The organism is Dongia sp., assembly GCF_041910485.1.
Classification (GTDB): domain Bacteria; phylum Pseudomonadota; class Alphaproteobacteria; order Dongiales; family Dongiaceae; genus Dongia.
In genome coordinates this window covers 22,543-44,075 of the sequence record NZ_JAYRQR010000009.1, presented here as the reverse complement: position 1 = coordinate 44,075, position 21,533 = coordinate 22,543, and the positions used below count along the sequence as shown (strand labels likewise).

The window sequence follows — 21,533 nt, the reverse complement described above, 5'->3', positions numbered from 1 at the left end:
AGCTATGACCGACTATTGGCGTTTGACCGCCTTACAAACCGTGGAACTGCTGAAAGCCGGGGCGGTGACGCCGCTGGAGCTGATCGATAACGCGCTGGCGCGGATCGAGGCAGTCAACCCCAAGGTCAACGCCATGGTAACGCTGTGCGCCGAGCGCGCACGTGATCATGCCAAGCGGCTGATGCAAAAGCCGATCGAACAGCGCGGGCCGCTGGCCGGCCTCCCCATCGGCGTCAAGGAACTCAACGACGTCGCGGGCGTGCGCGTCACCTATGGTTCGCCGATCTTTGCCGACAATGTGCCGGAAAAGTCCGACATCATGGTAGAGCGCCTGGAGCAAAACGGCGCCATCGTCTTGGGCATGACCAACAGCCCGGAATTCGGCGCCGGCGGCAACACCTTCAACGAGGTGCATGGCGAGACCTACAACCCGTGGAACGTGAAGCTCAATGCCGGCGGTTCGTCGGGCGGAGCCGCTGTGGCGCTGGCGACCGGCGAAGTCTGGCTAGCGACGGGTTCGGATCTCGGCGGCTCACTTCGCACACCCGCTGCTTTCTGCTCGGTGGTAGGCTTGCGTCCGTCGCCGGGCCGCGTGCCGTCGGGGCCGGGGGAACTGCGCTTCGACACGCTGGCGGTCGACGGGCCGATGGCGCGCAATGTCGCCGACACGGCGCTGTTCCTCGATGCGATGGCGGGCTGGCATGTCGATATTCCAGTCTCGTTCCCAGCACCTGCCGAGCCTTTCCTCACCACGGCACAGAAGAAGCTGAAGCCCAAGCGTGTCGGCTTCTATCTCGACCCGGCGGCTCTGCCGATCGAGGCGGGGGTGAAGAGCCTTTGCCGCGCGGCAATCGAGAAACTGACGGGAGCCGGGCTCAGCTTCGAGGAAGCCTCGCCGGATTTCAGCGGCGTCGGCAACGCCTTCCAGACCCTGCGCGCGGTCGATTACGCAACCACCATGCGCCCCCTGCTCAACAAGCATCGCGACAAGTTGAAAGCCGAAGTGATCTGGAATGCCGAAAAGGGCTTAGGATTGTCGGCGGAGGAAATCGGCAAGGCGCATCTCCGGCGTTCGCGCCTCTACGCCGACATGGTGAAGTTCTTTCAAGACTATGACCTCCTCGTGCTGCCCGCGGCACCCATCCTGCCGCGCGACATCAAGGAACGCTGGCCGCGCGAGATCAACGGCGAGCAGCTCGACAATTACGTCGAATGGCTGAAGCTCGCAGCCCTCATCACCATGACATCGTGCCCTGCTTTGTCGCTCCCCTGCGGCTTTTCAGCGGATGGCCGGCCGATGGGGTTGATGATCGTCGGCAAACCACGCGGCGAGGCGGAACTTCTCTCGCACGCTGCCTTGTTCGAAGAAATCCTCGGCTTGCACGACGCCGTGCCGATCGATCCCAAGGGGTAAGGCGCTATTTACGCGGCGTGATGGTTTCCTCGGCCAATGCGGCGAGATAGGCATCGTGCATCTTGTCGCTGGCCTTGGGGCCGGTCCCGGGACGCGGCGTGCCCAGATGGATTTCGCGCAGTTCGTCCATGAATTCGTTCCAAAGCGGGCGGCCGCCTTGTTCCAGGATTTCGGCCCGCACCGAGAGTGTGCGGCTGACCGGCAGGTGGCGGCGGCCCCAGGACGCCATTTCAGCGAGCAGGGGTACCAGCTGGATCGCCCGTTCGGTCAGGGAATAGATCGCCTTCTGCTTATGGCTGGGGTCGTCGGCGCGGGTGATGAGCCCGCTTTCGGAAAGGCGCTTCAGCCGGTCGGCCAGAATGTTGGAGGCGATGCCTTCCTCGGACTTGTTGAGGAGTTCGCGGAAATGGCGGCGATTGCCGAACATCATGTCGCGAATGATGATCAGCGACCAACGGTCCCCGAGGGTCTCGAGAGAGAGGTTGATGGGGCAGCCGGAGCGGCTTTCGTCGGTCACGTTGATCCTCGCCAAAACTGATTGCAATTTAGGATCAGTAAGATAGGGGCGCAAGGGTAGAACCTGCGGCCGGCGGGACCCGCCCCTTAAGATTGTTGCGCTGCCTGTTCTTGAGGCAGGGGGGTGCGGTCGCTATAGTGCCGCGCGATTTGTGCGGTGCGAAGCGCGGGCCTAAATGCCCGGCGGCGGCCGTCTTTCCTCTGGAACAGGTGAAACATGAGCGTCGCCTACGCGGATGAGTTGCGCGGCAAATATGCCGATGAACTTGATACGGGCATGTCGGCTGTTTTTTCAAAGACGGTGACGGAAGCCGACATTCTCCTTTTCGCCGGCGTTTCGGGGGACACCAACCCGGTCCATCTCGACGAGGAATTCGCCAAGCCCACCATGTTCAAGGGCCGGATCGCCCACGGCATGCTGACGGCGGGCTTCATCTCGGCCGTGTTCGGCACCAAGCTGCCCGGGCCGGGCTGCATCTATCTGTCCCAGACCCTGAAGTTCAAGGCGCCGGTCCGCATCGGCGACACGGTGGTGGCGCGCTGCACAGCGACCGCCGTCGACAAGGAAAAGGGCCGCGCCACCTTCTCGACCGTTGCCACGGTCGGCGAGACCGTGGTGCTGGAGGGCGAGGCGCAATTGCTGGTGCCCAAGCGCCCGAAGTGATGGCGATGCTGCGTATCATCCGGCATATCGAAGACGTTCCGTTCGAGGCCCGCGGCGCCGTGGTGGCACTGGGGAATTTCGACGGCGTGCATCTGGGACACCAGGCGGTAATCGGCCAGGCGGCAGAGATCGCGCGCTCCAAGAAGGCACCGCTCGCGGTCCTCACCTTCGAGCCGCATCCCAGGACCTTCATGCGGCCCGAGGATCCGCCCTTTCGCCTGACACCGTTCCGCATCAAGACGCGGCACCTGCAGGCGCTCGGTGTCGATTTCGTGTTCGAGCTGGCCTTCGACGCCGCCCTGATGGGCCGCAGCGCCGAGAATTTCGTCACCGACATCCTGGTCGGCGGCCTCCATATCGCGCATGTCGTCGTGGGTTACGATTTCAGCTTCGGCAAGGGGCGCGCCGGAAACGCAGCCCTTCTCACCGAATTCGGTGGGCGGCATGGCTTCGGCGTTACGTCCGTCGCCGCTGCCAAAAAGGGTGACGGGCGCGCCTTCTCATCGACCCTGGTGCGCGAACAATTGCAGGCGGGCGATCCCAAGAGTGCGGCGGCCACGTTGGGCCGCCCCTGGGAGATCGAGGGCCGCGTCGAGCATGGCGATGCGCGGGGCCGGCAATTGGGCTTTCCGACGGCCAACATCGCCATCGGCGAGTATCTTGAGCCCAAGCTCGGCGTCTACGCCATCATGGCGACACTTGCCGACGAACCGGCGCAGAGCTGGATCAAGGGTGTTGCCAATCTGGGCCGCCGCCCGACCGTGGGCGGGACGCGCGTGCAGCTGGAGACGCATCTTTTCGATTTCGCGGACGACCTTTACGGCAAGCATCTGCGCGTCGCCCTCATCGACTTCATCCGGCCGGAGATGAAGTTCAACGGGCTCGATGCGCTGAAAGCGCAGATTGCCGCCGACAGCGACACCGCCCGCAGGATATTGGCCGACTATCGCGGCCCGAAGCCGGGATCACATCCCGGCAGCCACCAGAATTGAACCGAACGGATTGAAGAAGAAGATGAGCGCCGACGCCAACAAGCCGGATTACAAGAACACCGTCTTCCTGCCGAAGACGGATTTTCCCATGCGCGGCGATTTGCCGAAGAAGGAACCGGCGATCCTCGATGCCTGGGTGAAGGACGATCTTTACGGCAAGCTCAGGAAGGCGTCGAAGGGCCGCGAGAAGTTCGTGCTGCATGACGGCCCGCCCTATGCCAACGGCAACATCCATATCGGCCATGCGCTCAACAAGATCCTCAAGGACGTCATCAACCGCTCGCAGCAGATGCTGGGCAAGGATGCGCATTACGTGCCCGGTTGGGATTGCCACGGCCTGCCCATCGAATGGATGATCGAGGAACAGTACCGGAAGGCCGGCAAGAACAAGGACGAGGTGGAGATCAACGAGTTCCGCCGCCAGTGCCGCGACTTCGCCGCCAAATGGATCGACGTGCAGCGCGAGGAGTTCAAGCGCCTGGGCGTTGCCGGCGACTGGGACCATCCCTATACGACGATGGCCTATCAGGCCGAGGCGCAGATCGTGCGCGAGATCGGCAAGTTCCTGATGAACGGCGGACTCTTCCGCGGTTCGAAGCCGGTCATGTGGTCGGTCGTCGAGAAGACGGCGCTGGCTGAGGCCGAGGTCGAATATCACGACCATGTCAGCAACACGATCTGGGTGAAGTTCCCGGTGCAGAAGGGCCCGGATGCCCTGAAGGGTGCTGCCATCGTCATCTGGACGACGACGCCCTGGACCATTCCCGGGAACCGCGCCATCGCCTTCGGCAACGAGATCGATTATGTGGGTCTCGACGTGACGAGCGTCGGCGAAGGCGCCCATGTGAAAGTCGGCGACAAGCTGATCGTCGCCGAGGCGCTGAAGTCAGCCTTCGAGGAGAAGGCCGCGGTCACGGGCGCCAAGATCTTCTGGTCGGGCAAAGGGGCAGCCCTTGCCGGCACGTCGGCGCATCATCCGTTCCACGGGTCGGGCTATGATTTCGCGGTCAATGCCTATGCCGGCGATTTCGTTTCGACCGAAGCCGGTACGGGCTTCGTCCATATCGCGCCGGGCCACGGTGCGGACGACTACGAACTCGGCATGGCGAACGGCGTCGAGGTGCCGCAGACGGTGGGTGCCGACGGCGCCTATTACGACCATGTGCCGCTCTTCGCCGGCAAGCGCGTGATGACACCCTATGGCAAGAAGGGCGATGCTGACGAAGCGGTCATCGCTGAACTGGCTGCCCGCAACATGCTGGTGGCGCGCGCGCAGATCACCCATTCCTATCCGCATTCCTGGCGCTCGAAGGCGCCGATCATCTTTAGGAACACGCCGCAATGGTTCATCTCGATGGAGAAGAACGATTTGCGCAAGACGGCGCTGGCTGAGATCGAGAAGACGCGCTTCGTGCCGGCCGCCGGCAAGAATCGCCTGTTCTCGATGATCGAAAACCGCCCCGATTGGTGCATCAGCCGCCAGCGCGCCTGGGGTGTTCCCATCGCCGTCTTCGTCGAGAAGAAGACGGGGGCGCTCCTCAAGGACCAGAAGGTGATGGACCGCATCGTCGAGGCGTTCGCGGCCGAAGGTGCCGATGCTTGGTACGCAAGCCCGCCCTCGCGTTTCCTCGGCAACGAATACAGCCCGGACGATTACGAGCAGGTGAAGGACGTGGTCGACGTCTGGTTCGATTCCGGCTCGACCCATGCCTTCGTGCTGGAAGAAGCGACGCGCGCCGATCCGACCTGGGATATGACGAGCCCGGCCGATCTCTATCTCGAAGGGTCGGATCAGCATCGCGGCTGGTTCCATTCCTCGCTGCTGGAGAGCGTCGGCACGCGCGGGAAGGCGCCCTATAAGGGCGTTCTCACCCACGGCTTCGTACTCGACGAGCAGGGCCGCAAGATGTCGAAATCCTTGGGCAACGTCGTCTCGCCCCAGGAAGTAATGAAGAATTACGGCGCCGACATTCTGCGCCTGTGGGTCACGGCATCGGATTATTCGGACGATCTTCGGATCGGCAACGAAATCCTGAAGTTCATGGCCGATCATTACCGGCGTCTGCGCAACACGTTCCGCTATGTGCTGGGGGCGCTTGAAGGCTGGTCGGAAGCCGAGCGGCTGGATGCGAAAGACATGCCGGAGCTTGACCGCTGGGTGCTGCACCGCCTGAGCGAGCTCGACGCGAAAGTGCGTGAAACGGCCGAGAGCTATGATTTCCACGACCTCTTCACCGAGCTGCATAATTTCTGCGCGGTCGATCTTTCAGCCTTCTATTTCGACATCCGCAAGGACGCGCTCTATTGCGACAAGCCGAGCGCCATCCGCCGCCGCGCCACGCGCACGGTGCTTTATGAAGTCTTCAACTGCCTCACGGCATGGCTTGCCCCCATCCTGTGCTTCACCGCCGAGGAAGCCTGGCGGGCGCGGCCCTGGAAAGAGGGAGAGGAGAGCGTGCACTTGCGCGTCATTCCGACCTTGCCGGCGAACTGGCAGAATGCAGCCCTTGCCGCCAAATGGGCGAATGTGCGCGACATCCGCCGCGTCGTGACCGGCGCCCTGGAAAAGGCGCGCGCCGAGAAGATGATCGGCGCCAGCCTGCAGGCCCATCCGCAAGTCTATCTGTCGGATGAGCGGCAGGCGCAGCTGGCCGGTCTCGATCTTTCCGAGATCTCGATCACGTCCGGCATCACCTTGCGCGGCGATGCGGCCCCGGCCAATGCCTTCGCGCAAGCGGATGTCGGCGGCGTCGCGGTCGTCGTCGAACTGGCGCACGGCGAGAAGTGCGAACGCTGCTGGCAGGTCCTGCCCGAGGTCGGCAAGGATGAGGCGCATCCGACGCTGTGCCACCGCTGCGCCGACGTCGTTGGGGCTGCATGATGCGCATTGCCTCCGCTGCCTTGCTGCGCAACGCCATTCTCCTCGCGGGTCTCATCATCGTTGCCGACCAGCTCAGCAAATGGTGGATCATGGTCGAGGTGATGAACCCGCCGCGGGTCATCCCGCTGCTCGCCGTCGGCGATACGGGCCTCAACCTCGTCATGGCCTGGAACACGGGCGTTTCGTTCAGCATGCTGCGCGGGACCGGCCCCTATCTGCTGTCGGCGCTGGCCGTCGCCGTGAGCGTCGGCCTTGTCATCTGGCTGACACGCCTCACCAGCCGCCTTCCCGCCTATGCGGTGGGGCTGATCATCGGCGGCGCTCTTGGCAACGTCGTCGACCGGCTGCGATTCGGGGCGGTCTTCGATTTCATCGATTTCTATGTCGGCACATGGCATTGGCCGGCCTTCAACCTGGCCGATTCCGCCATTACCGTGGGTGTCGTTCTCTTGTTGTTCGACGCCTTGTTTCAGTCGCCGGATAGGGGTAAAAATACCGCCGGATCGGAGGCCCCCTGACCATGCGCGCGAAACTTTCCCTGACCCTGCTCGGCCTGTTGGCGGCACCCGCCCTGCTGGCCGGCTGCTCGACCAGCACCAAGGAGGCCCTTGGCCTGACCAAACGGTCACCGGACGAGTTCGAGGTCGTCTCCAACGCCCCCCTGTCGATGCCGCCCGATTACAATCTGCGCCCACCGGCGCCGGGCAGCCCGCGACCGCAGGAAGGCACCACCCGCGACCAGGCGCAGCAGGTCGTCTTTGGTTATCCGGGTGCCGGCGGTGCGCCGTCCAAGCTGCCCGAGATCGGCGTCGGCGAAGCGTCAAGCGCGCAGTCGGCCGGCGAAGCCTCGCTGCTGCAATCGGCCGGCATTTCGGGCGTGGATCCGAACATCCGCCAGGTGGTCGATGCGGAAACGTCCGAGGACGAGGCCGATTCGAAGCAGCTGATCGACAGCATCGTCTTCTGGCGCAAGCCCGAACCCTACGGCACCGTGGTCGATCCGACCGAGGAACAGAAGCGCCTGCAGGAAAATGCGGCCCTCGGTAACGCGCCGACCCAGGGCGACGTACCCATCATTGAACGCAAGAAGAAGGGCCTGCTCGAAGGCCTGTTCTAGGATCCTGATGCCGAATTTGAAGAAAGTTCTGCTGGGGCCGGCTGCGATTTGCGCCGGCCTTAGTTTTTCGTTCCTGTTGGCACCCGCCGCACAGGCCGACCTCTTCGAGGCCGAGAGCTTCACTCTGAAGAACGGGATGGAAGTGGTGGTGCTGCCCAAGCACCTCGCCCCCGTCGTGTTCCAGATCGTCGTCTACAAGGTCGGTGCCGCCGATGGCCTCCCCGGCAAGAACGGCGTCGCCCATTTCCTTGAACATCTGATGTTCAAGGCGACGGACAAGATGAAGGCCGGCCAGTTCAGCCAGGATGTCGACCGGGTAGGCGGCACGGACAATGCCTTCACCAACCAGGACATGACCGCCTATCACCAGGAATTCGCCGCCGAGCATCTGCCGCAATTCATGGCGGCCGAGGCCGACCGCATGGTCAATCTGCGCCTCGACGACAAGGTGGTGCTGCCGGAACGCGACGTCATCCTCAACGAGCGCGGACAGACGATCGAAAGCAACCCCGGCAGCCGCCTTTCCGAGGCAATGAACGCCGCCACCTATCAGAACCATCCCTATGGCCTGCCGATCATCGGCTGGCGGCATGAGATGGAACAATATTCGACCAAGGATGCGGTCGATTTCTATCGCCGCTGGTATGCGCCCAACAATGCCATCCTCATCGTCGCCGGCGATGTCGAGCCCGCAGCCGTGAAGGCGCTGGCCGAGAAGAATTTCGGCCCTCTCCCCGCCCATGATTTGCCGGCGCGCGACCGCCTGATGGAGCCCCCACCCGAGGCGCCGCGCCGCCTGTCGCTGGCAAGCCCCGAGGTCGAGCATCCCAGCGTCTGGCGCCGGTACTTGACCGAAAGCTATCGCACTGCGGCCCTCAACAAGGACACGCGCCCCTATGCGCTGAGCGTCCTTGCCGAAATAATGGGCGGCGGGGCCGTGGGGCGTCTCTATCGTCATCTGGTGATCGAGCAGGGTGTCGCCCTCAGCGCCGGCATCAACTTCACCGGCGACGCCCGCGATTACGGCACCTTCACCTTCTACGCGAGCCCGCGCGAGGCGGCGGATGTGGGCAAGGCCGAAGCGGCGCTCGACGCCGAGATCGCCAAGCTGCTGAAAGACGGTGTCAGCGATGACGAAATCAAGGCGGCCAAGCAGAGATTGCTGTTCGATGCCGCCAAGGCCCGCGACAGCCTCAACGGCCCGGCGCTGCTGGTCGCTTCGGCCCTGGCCGGCGGGCAGACCCTTGCCGACGTGCAAGCCTGGCCGGATCGCATCGGTGCCGTGACCGCGGCCGACGTGATGGCGGCAGCCAAGGCTGTTCTCACCAGCGAGAACAGCGTGACTTCGACCTTGTTGCCGCAGACCGACGCGGCCGGAACGGCACAATGAGCAAGATGATGCATGCGCTGCGGGTGCGCCGGATTCTGTTCGCCCCCATCGTTCTTTTGACCCTTTTTCTCCTGCCGCAGATGGCAGGCGCCACCGAGATCCAGAAGGTGATAAGTCCGGCCGGGATCGAGGTCTGGCTGATCGAGGATCATTCGGTGCCGGTCATTTCGCTGGCCTTCGGCTGGAAAGGCGGCACCGCCGTCGAGCCGAGCGGCAAGGAAGGCGTCACCATGCTGGCCTCCGGCCTGATGGATGAAGGTGCCGGCGATATCGATTCGGCGGCCTTCCAGCAGAAGATCGCCGATCTCGGCCTCGATTACAGTTTCGACGCCAGCGCCGACGATTTCAGCGGCCATCTGCGCACCCTGACCGAGAACAAGGATCAGGCGGCCGACCTGCTGGCCTTGGCCCTGACCAAACCGCGTTTCGATGAAGAACCGGTCGAGCGCATGCGCCGGCATTTCCTGATCGCGATCGAAGGCGAGATGCGCGACCCTGGTTCCGCCGCCAATCGCGTGCTGGAGAAAAAGCTGCTGGGTGATCACCCTTATGCGCGGTCGAATTACGGCACCAAGGAAAGCATGTCGGCGCTCAATGCCGACGATCTGCGCAACTTTGTGAAGGACCGGCTGACCCGCGATCATCTCTATGTTGCAGCGGCGGGCGACATCAACGCGACCGATCTCGGCCGCCTCGTCGACCGCGCCTTTGCCGGCCTTCCGGCCAAGGGGGCGCCCATCGACGTGCCTGAAGGGAAAGCCACCGACAAGGGGTCCCTGTGGGTGCTGGAACGCGACATCCCGCAAGCGACGGTTCTCTTTGCGCAGAACGGCATCAAGCGCAGCGACAAGGACTTCTTCGCCGCCTATCTCATGAACTACGTGCTGGGCGGCGGCGGCTTTTCTTCAAGGCTGATGACCGAAGTGCGCGAGAAACGAGGCCTGAGCTACGGCATCAACACGGACCTCGCGACACTCGATCATGCCGGTCTCATCACCGGCAGCTATGAGACGCCCAACGACAAGGTGGCCGAGACGCTGGGTCTGGTGCGCAAGGAATGGCGCCGCATGGCCGAGGAAGGTCCCACGGCCACAGAGCTCGACGACGCCCGCACCTATCTTCTCGGCTATTACCCGCGCAACCTGACGACAAGCTCGAAGGCGGCGGATACGCTGCTCGGCATCCAGATGAACCATCTGGGCTTCGACTATGTCGAGCGCCGGCGCAAGGAGATCGAAGCCGTCACCATCGACGACGTAAAGCGCGTCGCCAAGGCACTGCTCGACGAGAAGGCGCTCACCATCGTCGTCGCTGGCAAACCGGGTGACCTTCCGGGCGCACAAAAGGTACAATGAGGGTCGCCCTTCCGTCATGTCCCGACGCGCATGGGGTATGACGGACTGACCCGGATCCAATGACCGCAACCACCCCCATCACGCGTACGACGCTCCTCACCCTCACCGCGCTTGTGGCCCTTGGCCCCCTGTCGACGGATTTCTATCTGCCGGCCCTGCCGGTGCTGGCGAAATATTTCGGCGTCGATGAGACCGGCGCACAAGCGACACTCTCGGCCTTTCTCGCCGGCTTTGCCGGAGCGATCCTGGTCTATGGTCCGCTCTCCGACCGGTTCGGCCGGCGGCCGGTGTTGGCGGGCGGGATCATCATCTTCACCTTGGCCAGCCTCGGCTGCGCATTGGCGCCATCCATCGGCTGGCTGATCGCCTGCCGCTTTATTCAGGCATTGGGCGCCTGCGCCGGCCCCGTCATCTCCCGCGCCATGGTGCGTGACCTGGTGGGCGCCAGCGGGGCCGCGCGGGTCTTTTCCTATCTCAGCGCCGCCGTGGCGCTGGCACCGGCCATCGCCCCGATCATCGGCGGCTTCCTCGCCGATACCTTCGGCTGGCGCGCCTGTTTCGTGGCCCTGACGCTCTATGGTGCCTTTGGCCTTGTCAGCGTCTACGGAATCCTCGGCGAGACCAACCAACAGCGCGATCTCACCGCCGCCAATCCGCTTTCCTGGTTCCGCATCTATGGCGCGCTGATCGGGCACCGCGAATATTTCGGCTATGTGCTGGCGGCGACCTTCGGCTATAGCGGGATTTTCTGCTTCATCTCCGGTTCCAGCTTCGTCTTCATCGACGTGCTTGGCGTGCCGCCCAAATATTTCGGCTTCTGTTTCGGCGTCTTCGTCATCGGCTACATCATTGGTGCCACCAGCGGCGGCAAGCTTGCCAAGCGTCTCCAGCCCGGTCAGTTGGTCGGCCTCGGCTCGCTCATCGCTCTCTTAAGTGCCGTGCTGCTGGTTGGCGTCAATCTTTTCACCGCCAGCGTCTGGTCGGTTCTGGCGCCCTTGCTTCCCTATATGATCGGCGTCGGCATGACGATGCCTGCGGCCCAGGCGGGAGCAATCGGCCCCTTCCCGCGATCGGCCGGGGCGGCATCCGCCCTGCTGGGCTTCGTACAGATGGCGGTTGCGGCGGGCGTGGGGGCGGTGCTGGGCGTCATCGGCTCGCCCTCGCCTTTGCCCATGACCCTGATGATCGCGGCGATGAGCCTGTTGCAGATGCTCTGCTATGGCTGGTTCATCTGGCGCCGAACCTCGACGGACAGCTAGTCGCGGCCCTCATCTTCACGCAACTGGTAGGCGGGCTTCTTCTCTTTCTGCGGCTTGGCCGGGGCAGCGTTCTTTTCGGACCCGCTGCCGCCACCATTGCCAAGAATCGTGTCGAGGAGTGCGCCGATACCCGATTCCTCCGGCTGCTTTTCGGGCGCTGCGGGTGGCTGTGCCACTTCAGGCGTCAATTCGGTAGGGGCACCTGCACTGGCGACGAGCGCGCCGCCGCCGCGCGGCACATCGCGCGGCGGCAGATCGGCGAGCGCCCCGCTCATGAAATCGTGCCAGATGACGACAGGAAGCGAGCCGCCCGTCACCTTGTCCATCGGCGCCCCATTGTCGTTGCCGACCCAGACGCCCGTCACCAGATCGGCCGTGAGGCCGACGAACCAGGCATCGCGGAAATTCTGGCTGGTGCCGGTCTTGCCATAGACCGGCCAGCCTTCGAGCTTTGCCTTCTTGCCGGTGCCCCAATCGACCACCGAGGCCATGACATCGAGCATCGCGTTGACGGCACTGCCCGAGGCGACACGCCCCGGCCCCGATCCGCCGCGTTCATAAAGAAGCTGGCCATCGCGCGTGGTGATACGCTCGATCGCATAGGGCCAGACGCCCTTCCCCTGATTGGCGAAGACGGCATAGGCCGTCGTCATTTCCAGCAACGTCGTCTCCGACGTGCCGAGCGCGATCGAGGCATCGTTGCCGATCGGGCTGGTGATCCCTAAGCGCTGTGCCGCGGCGATGACGTTCTTGCGCCCGACCTGCTCCGAGAGCTGCACCGCCACCGAGTTGAGCGAGCGGGCGAAGGCTTCGCGCAAATTCACTTCGCCATAGAATTTGTCGTTGTAATTGCCGGGCTGCCATTTGCCGATGCGGATCGGCGTGTCGTTGAAGATGCTGCCGGGACCGTAACCTGCTTCGAAGGCCGCGAGAAAGACGAAGGCCTTGAAGGCCGAGCCCGGCTGGCGCAGCGCCTGGGTCGCGCGGTTGAACTGGCTGTCGCGGTAGGAGACACCGCCCACCATCGCCTTGACCGCCCCGCCCGGTGTCATGGAAACGAGTGCTGCCTGACTTGCGTTCTGTTTCGGCCCCAGCTCGGCGATGGTCTTGGCGAGGTCCGCCTCGGCCAGGCGCTGCGCCTTCGGATCCAGCGTGGTTTCGACGACGAGATCCTGCTCGGTATAGCCGACATAGGATGAGACCTGATCGAGCACCCAGTCGGCAAAGAACTGGCCGATCTGACCACGCGCCTCGGCGCTGACCGAGGGCGCGGTCATGGTCGCCGCCGCATCGGCGACATCGGGGGCGATATACTCGGCCACCACCATGTTCTGCAGCACCAGGGTCGCCCGGTCGCGGGCGAGCTTTTTGTCATTGAGAGGGTTGTAGCGCGAAGGCGCCTTCAGCATGCCGGCAAGCATCGCCGATTCGAACAGCGTCGCCTCGGTCGCCGGATGGCCGAAATATTTGCGGCTCGCCGCATCGACGCCGTAGGTACCGGCACCGAAATAGACGCGGTTGAGATAGAGTTCGAGGATCTGGTCCTTGGTGAAGTTCTGCTCGAGCCACAAAGCGAGCAGAACCTCCTGCCCCTTGCGATGGATCGAGCGTTCCGGCGTCAGGAAGATGTTCTTGGCAAGCTGCTGGGTGATCGAACTGCCGCCCTGGACTAGGCGCCCTTGCGTGAAATTGACATAGAAGGCGCGCAACAGTCCCCTGAGATCGAGGCCGAAATGGCTGTAGAAGCGCCGGTCCTCGGTGGCGATCACCGCCTGCGGCAGGTAGGCCGGCAAATCCTTCAGCGCCACGGCACTGCCGTAGAGATCACCATAAGAGGCGATGAGGCTGCCATCGCCGGCAACTAGGCTGACCGAGGAGCGGCGCTTGATTTCGTTCAGCTTGGAAACGTCGGGGAGATCGTAGGCGCACCAGGCGACGAAGATGAGGCCCAGGAACCCCGCCCAGATGCCGCCGACAAAGCCCCATTTCAGGGTGAAAAGAGCCAGCCGGCGGCGCCAGCTGCGCCCCGTTTTGCCCTTCTTCTCTTCATTTTCCCGCGAATCGCCTGCGCTCATGGCCGCCTTTTACCAGATCGCCACGCCCTGTCGCGACCCCTTCACGTCTCCATATCGCGGGATATGGCGGGCGAATGCGGCAAGATCACGGCATGGCCGCGATCATTTTCCGGTGATGAACGGAAGCTTTAGGGCCAGTGACGCAGGGATCAGCGGCCGTGGGCGCGCCGACCGAGGGAGCCCTCGGCACCGTTATCGTGGCCGTGACCATGCGCGAGGCTCAGCAGCGCCTCGGTGATGCGCTGTTCGAAAGCCTGTTCCGGATTGGCATCGCCGATGACGTCGTCGAGCACCGGACGCACATTGGTGCGCCAGCCTTCCGGCGCGAAGCCGAAGCGGCGCACACGCTCATGCCGGCCAAGCAGGGTCAGCTGCAGGAACAGTTCGCGGTAGCTGTTGTCGAGCTTGCAGCGGTCGAAGAGCTGCTGCGGACCGCGTCCGCCATCGTCACCCAGCAGCGCCCGAACATTGCTGACCTGAATCCCAGCCCGAAGGCTCAAGGCCGGCAACACGAAAGCGAAATTGCCGAGGCAGAAGGCGCGCAGGATCAAAGTCGAGCTAAGCAGCCCATTCTCGTGCAGCGCATCGATGAGGGCGCGCATCTCTTCTGCCCGCTGGCCCGGGGCGAAGGACGTAAGAAGGATGTTCTCGCGGCCATGCTCGATAAGCGCGGAAACGCGCGCCGGCTCCAGATTGTACTTGTCGATGAGGCGTTCCAGGACGCGGCCGGTAACGATGGTCGTCATGCGCTCGGCCACGGCGACGGGCAAAGCCCGGCGCTGCACCACGGCATCGGTCACATTGGTATTTTCGGCAAACCGATCCAGCAGGCGATGATAGGCCTGGGTCGGAATCGCCGCATTCTCGTTGGCGGCGACACGCAGCACGACAGTCTCGTCATCGGTCTTGATGAGAGCGGTCGAAACGGCCGCAGACAGAATGGGGCGTGTCGCGACGATTCGCGCGTGCTCGACGCCGCGATTCTCGATCACCGCCACCAGATCCTCGTCGGTGAGGGCGAGGCATTCGGCCAGAATCGGACGCGCCACGTCCATGACATCTTCCGCAAGACGCCGCGCGATGGCGCGGTCGAGACCCGGCGCGTTCTTCAGCGTTTCGGCAAGCCGGCGGCGATAGTCGAGCTCCGCCTCCGGAAGAACCGCGTTGATGATCGCATTGGCGATCTCGCGCTCCTCGGTGCTGAGTTCGCCCGACTGATAGACAGTGGCAACGGACAGCATGGTGCTGGCGCGTCTGGCGGGGGTCGGATCTGCGCTCAAGCGTGTGACATCTGCTTGGGTCAACCTTGCCACTCTTCGTCCCTTCTACCTGCGCATCGTGGGTAAATTCCCCGACACGGCTCCTGATGTTCATCCGTTGCGCCGCTGTGGTGAAGCGGTGGGCTGAAGGCGTCGGCCTGAATGAAGCCTGTGACAGGCTGGGCGACGCGACTCCAGAGCAACTGCGGAAAGAATAAATTTTGTCTCGGAGCGACGTCCAGCGGCGATGCGCGGTAAATGCCCCTTATCACGGATAAATCACGATAATTCAGCAATATAGTGTGAGGTTTTGTTGCCTAAAATACAGCGAAATCATTCGTTAATTTATCGTAAAAGCGCTGTGGCAATGTTGAGACCGCCGAGCAAGAAAGGTGAAACCTGGACAGCAGCCCCAGGGTTTCCCGGCAGCAAACACCGGGATTGCCCCTGGATACCCCCATGTTTTTGAGGGCGCGCAGGCACGGCTTGATAACCGCCGCTCTTTGGCTAATATGCCGCCCGCGCCGCCCCCTTCCTTTTTCGCCGGGCGGCCCACGAGTGCCTCTGTGGCGAAATTGGTAGACGCGCCTGACTCAAAATCAGGTTCCCAAAAGGAGTGCTGGTTCGAGTCCGGCCAGGGGCACCAACAACCTTCAAGAAAGCAACATCAAGTAAGCATGGCAGCATATGGCTGCCGGTTGAGCTTGGGCTTGCTCACGTCTATTAGTGTTAGAACTGTTCTTCAGTTCCATACTCGCCTCGTTCCACGACCAAGCAGACCGAGGGCAAACATGAAAATCTCCCAGATTACGCGCCGAGACATCATAGATGCCCTATCGGTGGAGAAAGTCAGGTGGAGTGGCCGCATGGAGGAACCAGAGTTCCTCTCTAGGCTCTACAATCTAGCAGGCATTCCATCTACTGACTCGCGCTTCTCCGACGCTGCTGGAGACATCTGGCAACATCGGATCAATAATTATGATTGGGATGATGATTGGGTATTTTATGATCCTCGCTTCAATTTGATGAACGGCGACGATGACGAGTTTCTCGCGTTTCTCTGCGAAACAATTCACCCCGTTGTGCGATCCGACCCAACAGAAGCTGAGCGGATTTGCCAACTCTACAATCACTATCTGCGCAATGACGGCTTTCAGATCGTTGAAAAGAGTCGCATGTCTGGTAAGCCCGTGTTTGTCGGTCGTTTTGTAGGAATCGGAGTTACCCCGGCAATCGCTGCTGCTAAGGCAACACTCGGCGCCACTGATCCCGGCTACCTCTTTCAACAAATCACTCGCATGGAAGCAGCGGTAGGAACGGACCCGGCGCTGGCTATTGGCACAGCAAAAGAACTGGTCGAGTCTTGCTGCAAGACAATACTCAATTCGCGAGGTGTTCCCATCTCGAAGTCAGCCGATATTCCTGAATTGATAAAGCAGACCACGAAGGCACTAGAGCTTACGCCAGACGACATTCCCGATGCATCTAAAGCGGCAGACACAATTAAACGTCTACTCAACAATCTGGCGACAATCACACAGGGGATCGCAGAGCTTCGGAATCACTATGGGACAGGTCATGGGCGAGCCGCTGGAGCCAAGGGATTAGGTTCTCGTCACGCTAAACTTGCCGTTGGAGCAGCTTCGACGTTGGCTGTGTTTCTTGCCGAAACACATAACGAGAAGCCATCCAAGACCCCATGAGTTGATGCATAGGTCGATCTCGGGAGGTTTGTCCAAGAAACGACTTTCTGCAGCCTAGCCAGCGTAAACGGCAGAACCCATGGCCATGGGTTCTTCTATATCTCCTGATGTCGAGTTTCGTGAAGACGACAACTCGACATCAATAATGCAGAGCTTGCAAACAACGGTTGTCAATTGTCCAAACGTCGCGTTTTTTGCACCTCGTTTACACTTCGCCTAATCCGTTTATAGTTCGTTGGTATAGCTGGGATTTTCCGGTTACGAAACGTACTCAAAATCAGGTTCCCAAAAGGAGTGCTGGTTCGAGTCCGGCCAGGGGCACCATCTTTCTTCGACATGTCGATCTGCAGGACGTGAGCGGGGGCCGCTCACGCGAGCTTGGCGCGTATTCTCGGTGTCGCGAAGTCGAGGAAGGCGCGCATCTTCAACGGCAGGGCGCCTTGCGCCACATGGACGAAGTGAATGGGCCAAGCGGGTGGCTCGAACGCTTCGAGGACGGGTACAAGCTCGCCCGCAGCCACGGCCTTGGCTGCTTGATAGGAGAGGACGCGGGTGATGCCGGTGCCGGCGATGGCGGCATCGATCGCTGCTTCCGCCGTGGTGACGCTGAGGCGCGTGCGAACGGGGGCCGAGATATCGCGCTTACCGTCATGGAAGATCCAGAATTTCGACGGCACGATGTTTTCGAAGCTGACGCAATCATGGTCGATGAGGTCTTCCAGTCTGGTCGGCGTGCCGCGGCGCTCCAGATAGTTGGGGCTGGCATAGGCTGAGCGGCGCGTCGAACCGAGACGCGTCGCCACCAGATTGCTGTCCGGCAGATTGCCGATGCGCAAAGCGGCATCGATATGATCCTCGACGAGGTTTGTGAGGCGATCGCCCAAGACCAAGCGCATCGTGATGTCCGGAAAGACCTTCAGGAAGTCGGTCACGACGGGGAGGATGTGAAGCCGACCGAAAACCAGCGGCGCCGTCACGGTGAGCTCGCCCTTGGGCGTCACATATTCGCCGGACGCCATCCGCTCGGCCTCCTCGACGCGCCCCAGGATTTCCTTGGCGGCGGCGAGGTAGGCGCGGCCGGCTTCCGTCAGCTGCACCTTGCGGTTGGTGCGGGTGAGCAGGCGCGCATTGAGGTGGGATTCGAGGTCGGCCACCTTGCGGCTGACGGTCGCGAGCGGCGCCCCCAATTGCCGGGCCGCAGCCGACAGGCTGCCCGTCTCCGTGACCGTGACAAGGAGTGCCATTGCTTCCAGCCGGTCCAAATCCCGCCTCCCCGTCTATCCTACCGATAATTGGTAGGATGGTTCTTGATTTCACATTCTACCGCATATTTTCGGGAGGACATAGCTTTGGAACAGATGACGCGCCGGACCCCCTCCCCCGCCTCATCGCCCCAAAGACAGGAGACACCCATGTCACGCATCCCCACCCCCGCCACCATCAACGAAGCCCCGGAAGCCTCCCGCCCCCTGCTCACGGCCGTCGAAAAGAAGTTCGGCATGGTGCCGAACCTTTTCCGCCTGGTGAGCAACAGCCCGGCAGCTCTCAAGGGTCATCTCGATCTCGCCGACGCGCTCGGCCACGGCACCCTGCCGCCGCAGACCCGCGAGCGCATCGCCCTCGCCATCGCCGAAATCAACGGCTGCCAGTATTGCCTGTCCGCCCACACATATATCGGCAAGAACCTCGCCAAGCTCGATGACGCGGAGATCACCGCCAACCGGAGCGGCCGTTCGAACGATGTGAAGGCAGATGCCGCCGTCGCCTTTGCGGCGTTGGTGGCCCGCTCGCGTGGCCAGGTCAGTGACGCCGATATCGCCGCAGTGAAAGCCGCCGGTTACGACGACGGCCAGCTGCTCGAGATCGTCCAGCATGTAGCCCTCAACACCTGGACCAATTACGTGAACGAGGTCTTCAAGACCGAGGTCGATTTCCCACGCGTCAATCTGCGCGGCGCGGCCTGAAGGCCAGCTTCACAACCTCACATCGGAGACATTCCATGAAACTCTATCATCACCCCTTGTCCGGCCATTCGCACCGTGCCCGCCTGTTCCTGTCGCTGCTGAGCATCCCGCACGAACTGGTGCTGGTTGACCTTGCCAAGGGTGCGCACAAGGCACCGGATTTCCTGAAGCTCAATCCGTTCGGCCAGGTGCCGGTGCTGGACGATGACGGGACGATCGTCACGGATTCCGTCGCCATCCTGGTCTATCTCGCCAAGAAGCAGCGTCGCACGGATTGGCTGCCGGAAGAGCCGCTCGCCGCTGCCAAGGTGCAGAAGTGGTTGTCGGTCGCCGCTGGCGAGATCGCCTATGGACCGGCCGCAGCGCGGCTCATCACCGTCTTCGGCGCGAATTTCCGACCCGAGGAAGTGCTGACACGTGCGAACAACATCCTGAAGCAGATCGACGCCACGCTGACGCAGCAGGATTTCATCGCCTCCGCCAAGCCGACCATCGCCGATGTGGCACTCTACAGCTACATCGCGAGCGCGCCGGAAGGAAATGTCGACCTCTCCAGCTATGCCCATGTGCGCGCCTGGCTGAAGCGGATCGAGGCCCTGCCGGGCTTCGTCGAGTTCCAAAAAACACCGGTGGGCCTCGCGGCCTAAATACCACTCTTCACAAAAGGAGTCGGCAGATGACCACCACCCAGATCCTGTCCACATCACCCTGGCATGACGGTGAGATCGCCTTGCAGCGTAGCGCCGGCGTAGCCGATCGCATGGCGGATGTGGGTCGGCGGGTCATCCGCGACTTCATGCCCGATCAGCATCGCGCCTTCTTCGCGCAATTGCCATTCGTCGTCTTAGGATCGGTCGATGCCCAGGGTGACGTCTGGGCAACCTTGCGGGCGAACAAGCCCGGCTTCATGCACTCGCCGGACCCCAGGAGCCTCTCAGTCAATCTGGCGCGGGACCCGGGCGATCCGGCGGATGCAGGCTTTGGCAATGGCGCTGCCATCGGCTTGCTGGGCATCGAGTTGCACACGCGGCGGCGCAACCGGATGAACGGAACGATCCGGCGTGAGAGCGAGACCCAATTCACCATCGATGTTGGGCAGAGCTACGGCAATTGCCCGCAATATATCCAGCTGCGGCAATTCGAGTTTACGCGGGTTCCCGACCGCTTCCAACCGGTCGAAACAGTACAGCATTTGGACACCCTCGACGCCCGCGCCACGGAGATGATCAGCCGCGCTGACACGTTCTTCGTCGCGTCCTATGTCGACCTACCCGACGGTGGGCGGCAGGTGGATGTGTCGCATCGCGGCGGCAAGCCGGGCTTCGTGCATCTCAGCGAAGCCGGCGTGCTGACGGTGCCGGATTTTGCCGGCAACCTGTTCTTCAACACGCTCGGCAATTTCAGTGTCAATCCGCGGGCCGGGCTGGTCTTCGTCGATTTCGCGACCGGCGATCTGCTCCAGATCTCCGGTGTGCCGGAGGTCGTCCTCGAGGGCCCTGAAATCGCGGCCTTTCAGGGTGCCGAGCGGTTCTGGCGCGTGCGGCCCACAAGTATCGTCTATCGCCCGGCGGGGTCGCCATTGCGCTGGTCGGACGACGCTGAAGGTGCCTCACGCAATTCGCTGATGACCGGCGATTGGGCCGAGATGCAGGCGCGGCTGAAGGCGCAGGCGCTTGCCAAGCAATGGCGGCCATTCCGGATCGCCGAGATCAAGCAGGAGAGCGCCAGCGTGCGGTCTTTCTATCTGGAGCCGCTGGATGGTTTCGGCCTGATCGCGCACGAAGCGGGGCAGCATCTGCCGATCCGCGTGACGCTGCCGGGGGCGGAGCAGCCGCTCATCCGCACCTATACCCTGTCGGCAGCACCCTCGGACGGCTGCTATCGCATCAGTGTCAAACGGCAGGGAAAGGTATCGGCGCATCTTCATGAGCTGCGAGCTGGCGATACGTTGGACGTGCGTGCGCCCGCCGGCACTTTCACCATCGATGCACAGGAGCGTCGCCCCGCCGTCCTGATGGCGGCGGGGATCGGCATCACGCCGATGCTCGCAATGTTGCGTCACATCGTCTTCGAGGGCTGGCGCAAGCGCCGCATCCGTCCGACTTGGCTGTTCTATGCCGCCCGCAATTTGGAGGACCGCGCCTTTGATGCCGAGATCAACGCCTTGCTGGTGCAGGGTCAGGGCAGTGTGCGCCTGGTGCGGGTACTGAGCGATACCGATGGTGCGCGCGAGCGGCAGGATTACGATGTTGCGGGCCGGATCGACATGGCGCTGCTGAGCGCCACACTGCCCTTCGGCGATTATGATTTCTATCTGTGTGGCCCGGGGCCGTTCATGCAAGCAGTCTATGATGGGCTGCGCGACCTCAATATTTCGAATACGCGCATCCATGCCGAGGCGTTCGGGCCTGCATCGCTGACGCGCGTCGCGGATGCAGGAACGCCCGCGATGGTGCTGGGTGCGCCATCGAAGGAATCGGTGCCCGTGGCATTCATCGCCTCGGGCAAGGAGGCGCGCTGGAGTCCGGACAACGGCTCGTTGCTGGATCTTGCTGAATCGCGTGGGCTCAACCCGCCATTCAGTTGCCGGTCGGGAACTTGCGGCAGCTGCCGCACCAAGGTCGTTGAGGGTGCGGTCACGTATCACACGGCACCCAGTGCAGAGATCGCCGAAGACGAAGCGTTGATCTGCTGCGCCGTCCCGGCAGAGGGGACGAGCCGGCTGCATTTGGAACTCTAATGCCCAAGCCGCAGCGTCTGGGCCGAAGCAGGGCTTTCGCATCGCCCCAAGAAAACATCGGGCGAAAAAGCGCGTTAGGAATTTAGATATGCTCTCTGGGCGACAAATCCTGTCGGTTCCGTAGCTTACGGCTGTTTTACAGCTGCAGAATTTAACCGAAAATTCGTCAATCTCATGCAATTTGGAGCGATTCTGAAAGCGGCT

At 62.5% G+C, this 21,533-nt stretch carries 17 protein-coding genes and 1 tRNA gene; 14 read left to right on the top strand and 4 right to left on the bottom strand.

Going from position 1 to position 21,533, the window contains the following annotated elements; all coding sequences use genetic code 11:
* Positions 1 to 4: 4 nt before the first annotated feature.
* Complete coding sequence (locus tag ACE3PP_RS02415) at positions 5 to 1,414, top strand: amidase (protein ID WP_374377582.1); 1,410 nt, start codon at positions 5 to 7, stop codon at positions 1,412 to 1,414.
* 4 nt (positions 1,415 to 1,418) lie between these two features.
* Here the strand turns inward: ACE3PP_RS02415 and ACE3PP_RS02410 are convergent, their stop codons facing one another.
* A complete protein-coding gene (locus tag ACE3PP_RS02410; RefSeq protein ID WP_374377581.1) occupies positions 1,419 to 1,931 on the bottom strand; it encodes a winged helix-turn-helix transcriptional regulator in 513 nt (170 codons plus the stop codon).
* A 216-nt stretch (positions 1,932 to 2,147) separates the two neighbouring features.
* On the opposite strand from ACE3PP_RS02410, the gene ACE3PP_RS02405 reads away from it, so the two are divergent.
* The 8 genes from ACE3PP_RS02405 to ACE3PP_RS02370 are packed head-to-tail and all read left to right on the top strand — an operon-like array spanning position 2,148 to position 11,588.
* The gene (locus ACE3PP_RS02405; RefSeq protein WP_374377580.1) at positions 2,148 to 2,594 is read left to right on the top strand and encodes a MaoC family dehydratase; all 447 of its coding nucleotides are present in this window, start codon (positions 2,148 to 2,150) and stop codon (positions 2,592 to 2,594) included.
* Positions 2,595 to 2,599: 5 nt separating this feature from the next.
* Complete coding sequence (locus ACE3PP_RS02400; protein WP_374377579.1) at positions 2,600 to 3,586, top strand: bifunctional riboflavin kinase/FAD synthetase; 987 nt, start codon at positions 2,600 to 2,602, stop codon at positions 3,584 to 3,586.
* Positions 3,587 to 3,608: 22 nt separating this feature from the next.
* The gene (ileS, locus tag ACE3PP_RS02395) at positions 3,609 to 6,467 is read left to right on the top strand and encodes an isoleucine--tRNA ligase (RefSeq protein ID WP_374377578.1); all 2,859 of its coding nucleotides are present in this window, start codon (positions 3,609 to 3,611) and stop codon (positions 6,465 to 6,467) included.
* Positions 6,464 to 6,985 (top strand): signal peptidase II, encoded by a 522-nt coding sequence (lspA, locus tag ACE3PP_RS02390; protein WP_374377577.1) that lies wholly within the window; start codon positions 6,464 to 6,466, stop codon positions 6,983 to 6,985. The genes ileS and lspA overlap by 4 nt, the downstream gene beginning before the upstream one ends.
* A gap of 2 nt (positions 6,986 to 6,987) precedes the next feature.
* Entirely contained in the window at positions 6,988 to 7,584 is a 597-nt protein-coding gene (locus ACE3PP_RS02385; protein ID WP_374377576.1) for a DUF3035 domain-containing protein, read from the top strand.
* Positions 7,585 to 7,591: 7 nt separating this feature from the next.
* On the top strand, positions 7,592 to 8,974 hold the full coding sequence (locus ACE3PP_RS02380; RefSeq protein WP_374377575.1) for a M16 family metallopeptidase: 1,383 nt from the start codon (positions 7,592 to 7,594) through the stop codon (positions 8,972 to 8,974).
* Positions 8,971 to 10,329 carry a M16 family metallopeptidase gene (locus ACE3PP_RS02375; protein WP_374377574.1) on the top strand — a complete coding sequence of 453 codons (1,359 nt, stop codon included), beginning with the start codon at positions 8,971 to 8,973 and terminating at the stop codon, positions 10,327 to 10,329. Before ACE3PP_RS02380 ends, ACE3PP_RS02375 begins: the two co-directional genes overlap by 4 nt.
* A gap of 59 nt (positions 10,330 to 10,388) precedes the next feature.
* Positions 10,389 to 11,588 (top strand): multidrug effflux MFS transporter, encoded by a 1,200-nt coding sequence (locus ACE3PP_RS02370; RefSeq protein ID WP_374377573.1) that lies wholly within the window; start codon positions 10,389 to 10,391, stop codon positions 11,586 to 11,588.
* Here ACE3PP_RS02370 and ACE3PP_RS02365 read toward each other — a convergent pair.
* Together ACE3PP_RS02365 and ACE3PP_RS02360 are read right to left on the bottom strand one after the other, a co-directional pair.
* Positions 11,585 to 13,663 carry a transglycosylase domain-containing protein gene (locus ACE3PP_RS02365; protein ID WP_374377572.1) on the bottom strand — a complete coding sequence of 693 codons (2,079 nt, stop codon included), beginning with the start codon at positions 13,661 to 13,663 and terminating at the stop codon, positions 11,585 to 11,587. The two genes, ACE3PP_RS02370 and ACE3PP_RS02365, sit on opposite strands and share 4 nt — an antisense overlap.
* Before the next feature lie 149 nt (positions 13,664 to 13,812).
* Entirely contained in the window at positions 13,813 to 14,943 is a 1,131-nt protein-coding gene (locus tag ACE3PP_RS02360) for a DUF2336 domain-containing protein (RefSeq protein ID WP_374377571.1), read from the bottom strand.
* A gap of 539 nt (positions 14,944 to 15,482) precedes the next feature.
* On the opposite strand from ACE3PP_RS02360, the gene ACE3PP_RS02355 reads away from it, so the two are divergent.
* Together ACE3PP_RS02355 and ACE3PP_RS02350 are read left to right on the top strand one after the other, a co-directional pair.
* Positions 15,483 to 15,568, top strand: a tRNA-Leu gene (locus ACE3PP_RS02355).
* A gap of 31 nt (positions 15,569 to 15,599) precedes the next feature.
* A complete protein-coding gene (locus ACE3PP_RS02350) occupies positions 15,600 to 16,625 on the top strand; it encodes an abortive infection family protein (RefSeq protein WP_374377570.1) in 1,026 nt (341 codons plus the stop codon).
* Between the two features lie 368 nt (positions 16,626 to 16,993).
* On the opposite strand, the gene ACE3PP_RS02345 is transcribed toward ACE3PP_RS02350, so the two are convergent.
* Complete coding sequence (locus tag ACE3PP_RS02345; RefSeq protein WP_374377569.1) at positions 16,994 to 17,869, bottom strand: LysR family transcriptional regulator; 876 nt, start codon at positions 17,867 to 17,869, stop codon at positions 16,994 to 16,996.
* A gap of 168 nt (positions 17,870 to 18,037) precedes the next feature.
* Between ACE3PP_RS02345 and ACE3PP_RS02340 the strand changes: the two genes are divergently transcribed.
* From ACE3PP_RS02340 to ACE3PP_RS02330, 3 genes are read left to right on the top strand one after another with little or no spacing between them, the layout of a single operon-like run.
* The gene (locus ACE3PP_RS02340; RefSeq protein ID WP_374377568.1) at positions 18,038 to 18,589 is read left to right on the top strand and encodes a carboxymuconolactone decarboxylase family protein; all 552 of its coding nucleotides are present in this window, start codon (positions 18,038 to 18,040) and stop codon (positions 18,587 to 18,589) included.
* A 35-nt stretch (positions 18,590 to 18,624) separates the two neighbouring features.
* On the top strand, positions 18,625 to 19,236 hold the full coding sequence (locus ACE3PP_RS02335) for a glutathione S-transferase family protein (RefSeq protein ID WP_374377567.1): 612 nt from the start codon (positions 18,625 to 18,627) through the stop codon (positions 19,234 to 19,236).
* A gap of 29 nt (positions 19,237 to 19,265) precedes the next feature.
* Positions 19,266 to 21,329: a pyridoxamine 5'-phosphate oxidase family protein gene (locus ACE3PP_RS02330; protein ID WP_374377566.1), complete on the top strand. Its 2,064-nt coding sequence runs from the start codon at positions 19,266 to 19,268 to the stop codon at positions 21,327 to 21,329.
* Positions 21,330 to 21,533 lie beyond the last annotated feature (204 nt).

Excerpts from the sequence above, each read along its gene's own strand:
- ACE3PP_RS02415 (WP_374377582.1), top strand. The coding sequence starts at position 5 with ATGACCGACTATTGGCGTTTGACCGCCTTACAAACCGTGGAACTGCTG.
- ACE3PP_RS02405 (WP_374377580.1), top strand. The coding sequence starts at position 2,148 with ATGAGCGTCGCCTACGCGGATGAGTTGCGCGGCAAATATGCCGATGAA.
- ACE3PP_RS02400 (WP_374377579.1), top strand. The coding sequence starts at position 2,600 with ATGCTGCGTATCATCCGGCATATCGAAGACGTTCCGTTCGAGGCCCGC.
- ileS (WP_374377578.1), top strand. The coding sequence starts at position 3,609 with ATGAGCGCCGACGCCAACAAGCCGGATTACAAGAACACCGTCTTCCTG.
- lspA (WP_374377577.1), top strand. The coding sequence starts at position 6,464 with ATGATGCGCATTGCCTCCGCTGCCTTGCTGCGCAACGCCATTCTCCTC.
- ACE3PP_RS02385 (WP_374377576.1), top strand. The coding sequence starts at position 6,988 with ATGCGCGCGAAACTTTCCCTGACCCTGCTCGGCCTGTTGGCGGCACCC.
- ACE3PP_RS02380 (WP_374377575.1), top strand. The coding sequence starts at position 7,592 with ATGCCGAATTTGAAGAAAGTTCTGCTGGGGCCGGCTGCGATTTGCGCC.
- ACE3PP_RS02375 (WP_374377574.1), top strand. The coding sequence starts at position 8,971 with ATGAGCAAGATGATGCATGCGCTGCGGGTGCGCCGGATTCTGTTCGCC.
- ACE3PP_RS02370 (WP_374377573.1), top strand. The coding sequence starts at position 10,389 with ATGACCGCAACCACCCCCATCACGCGTACGACGCTCCTCACCCTCACC.
- ACE3PP_RS02365 (WP_374377572.1), bottom strand. The coding sequence starts at position 13,663 with ATGAGCGCAGGCGATTCGCGGGAAAATGAAGAGAAGAAGGGCAAAACG.
- ACE3PP_RS02350 (WP_374377570.1), top strand. The coding sequence starts at position 15,600 with ATGGCAGCATATGGCTGCCGGTTGAGCTTGGGCTTGCTCACGTCTATT.
- ACE3PP_RS02345 (WP_374377569.1), bottom strand. The coding sequence starts at position 17,869 with ATGGCACTCCTTGTCACGGTCACGGAGACGGGCAGCCTGTCGGCTGCG.
- ACE3PP_RS02340 (WP_374377568.1), top strand. The coding sequence starts at position 18,038 with ATGTCACGCATCCCCACCCCCGCCACCATCAACGAAGCCCCGGAAGCC.
- ACE3PP_RS02335 (WP_374377567.1), top strand. The coding sequence starts at position 18,625 with ATGAAACTCTATCATCACCCCTTGTCCGGCCATTCGCACCGTGCCCGC.
- ACE3PP_RS02330 (WP_374377566.1), top strand. The coding sequence starts at position 19,266 with ATGACCACCACCCAGATCCTGTCCACATCACCCTGGCATGACGGTGAG.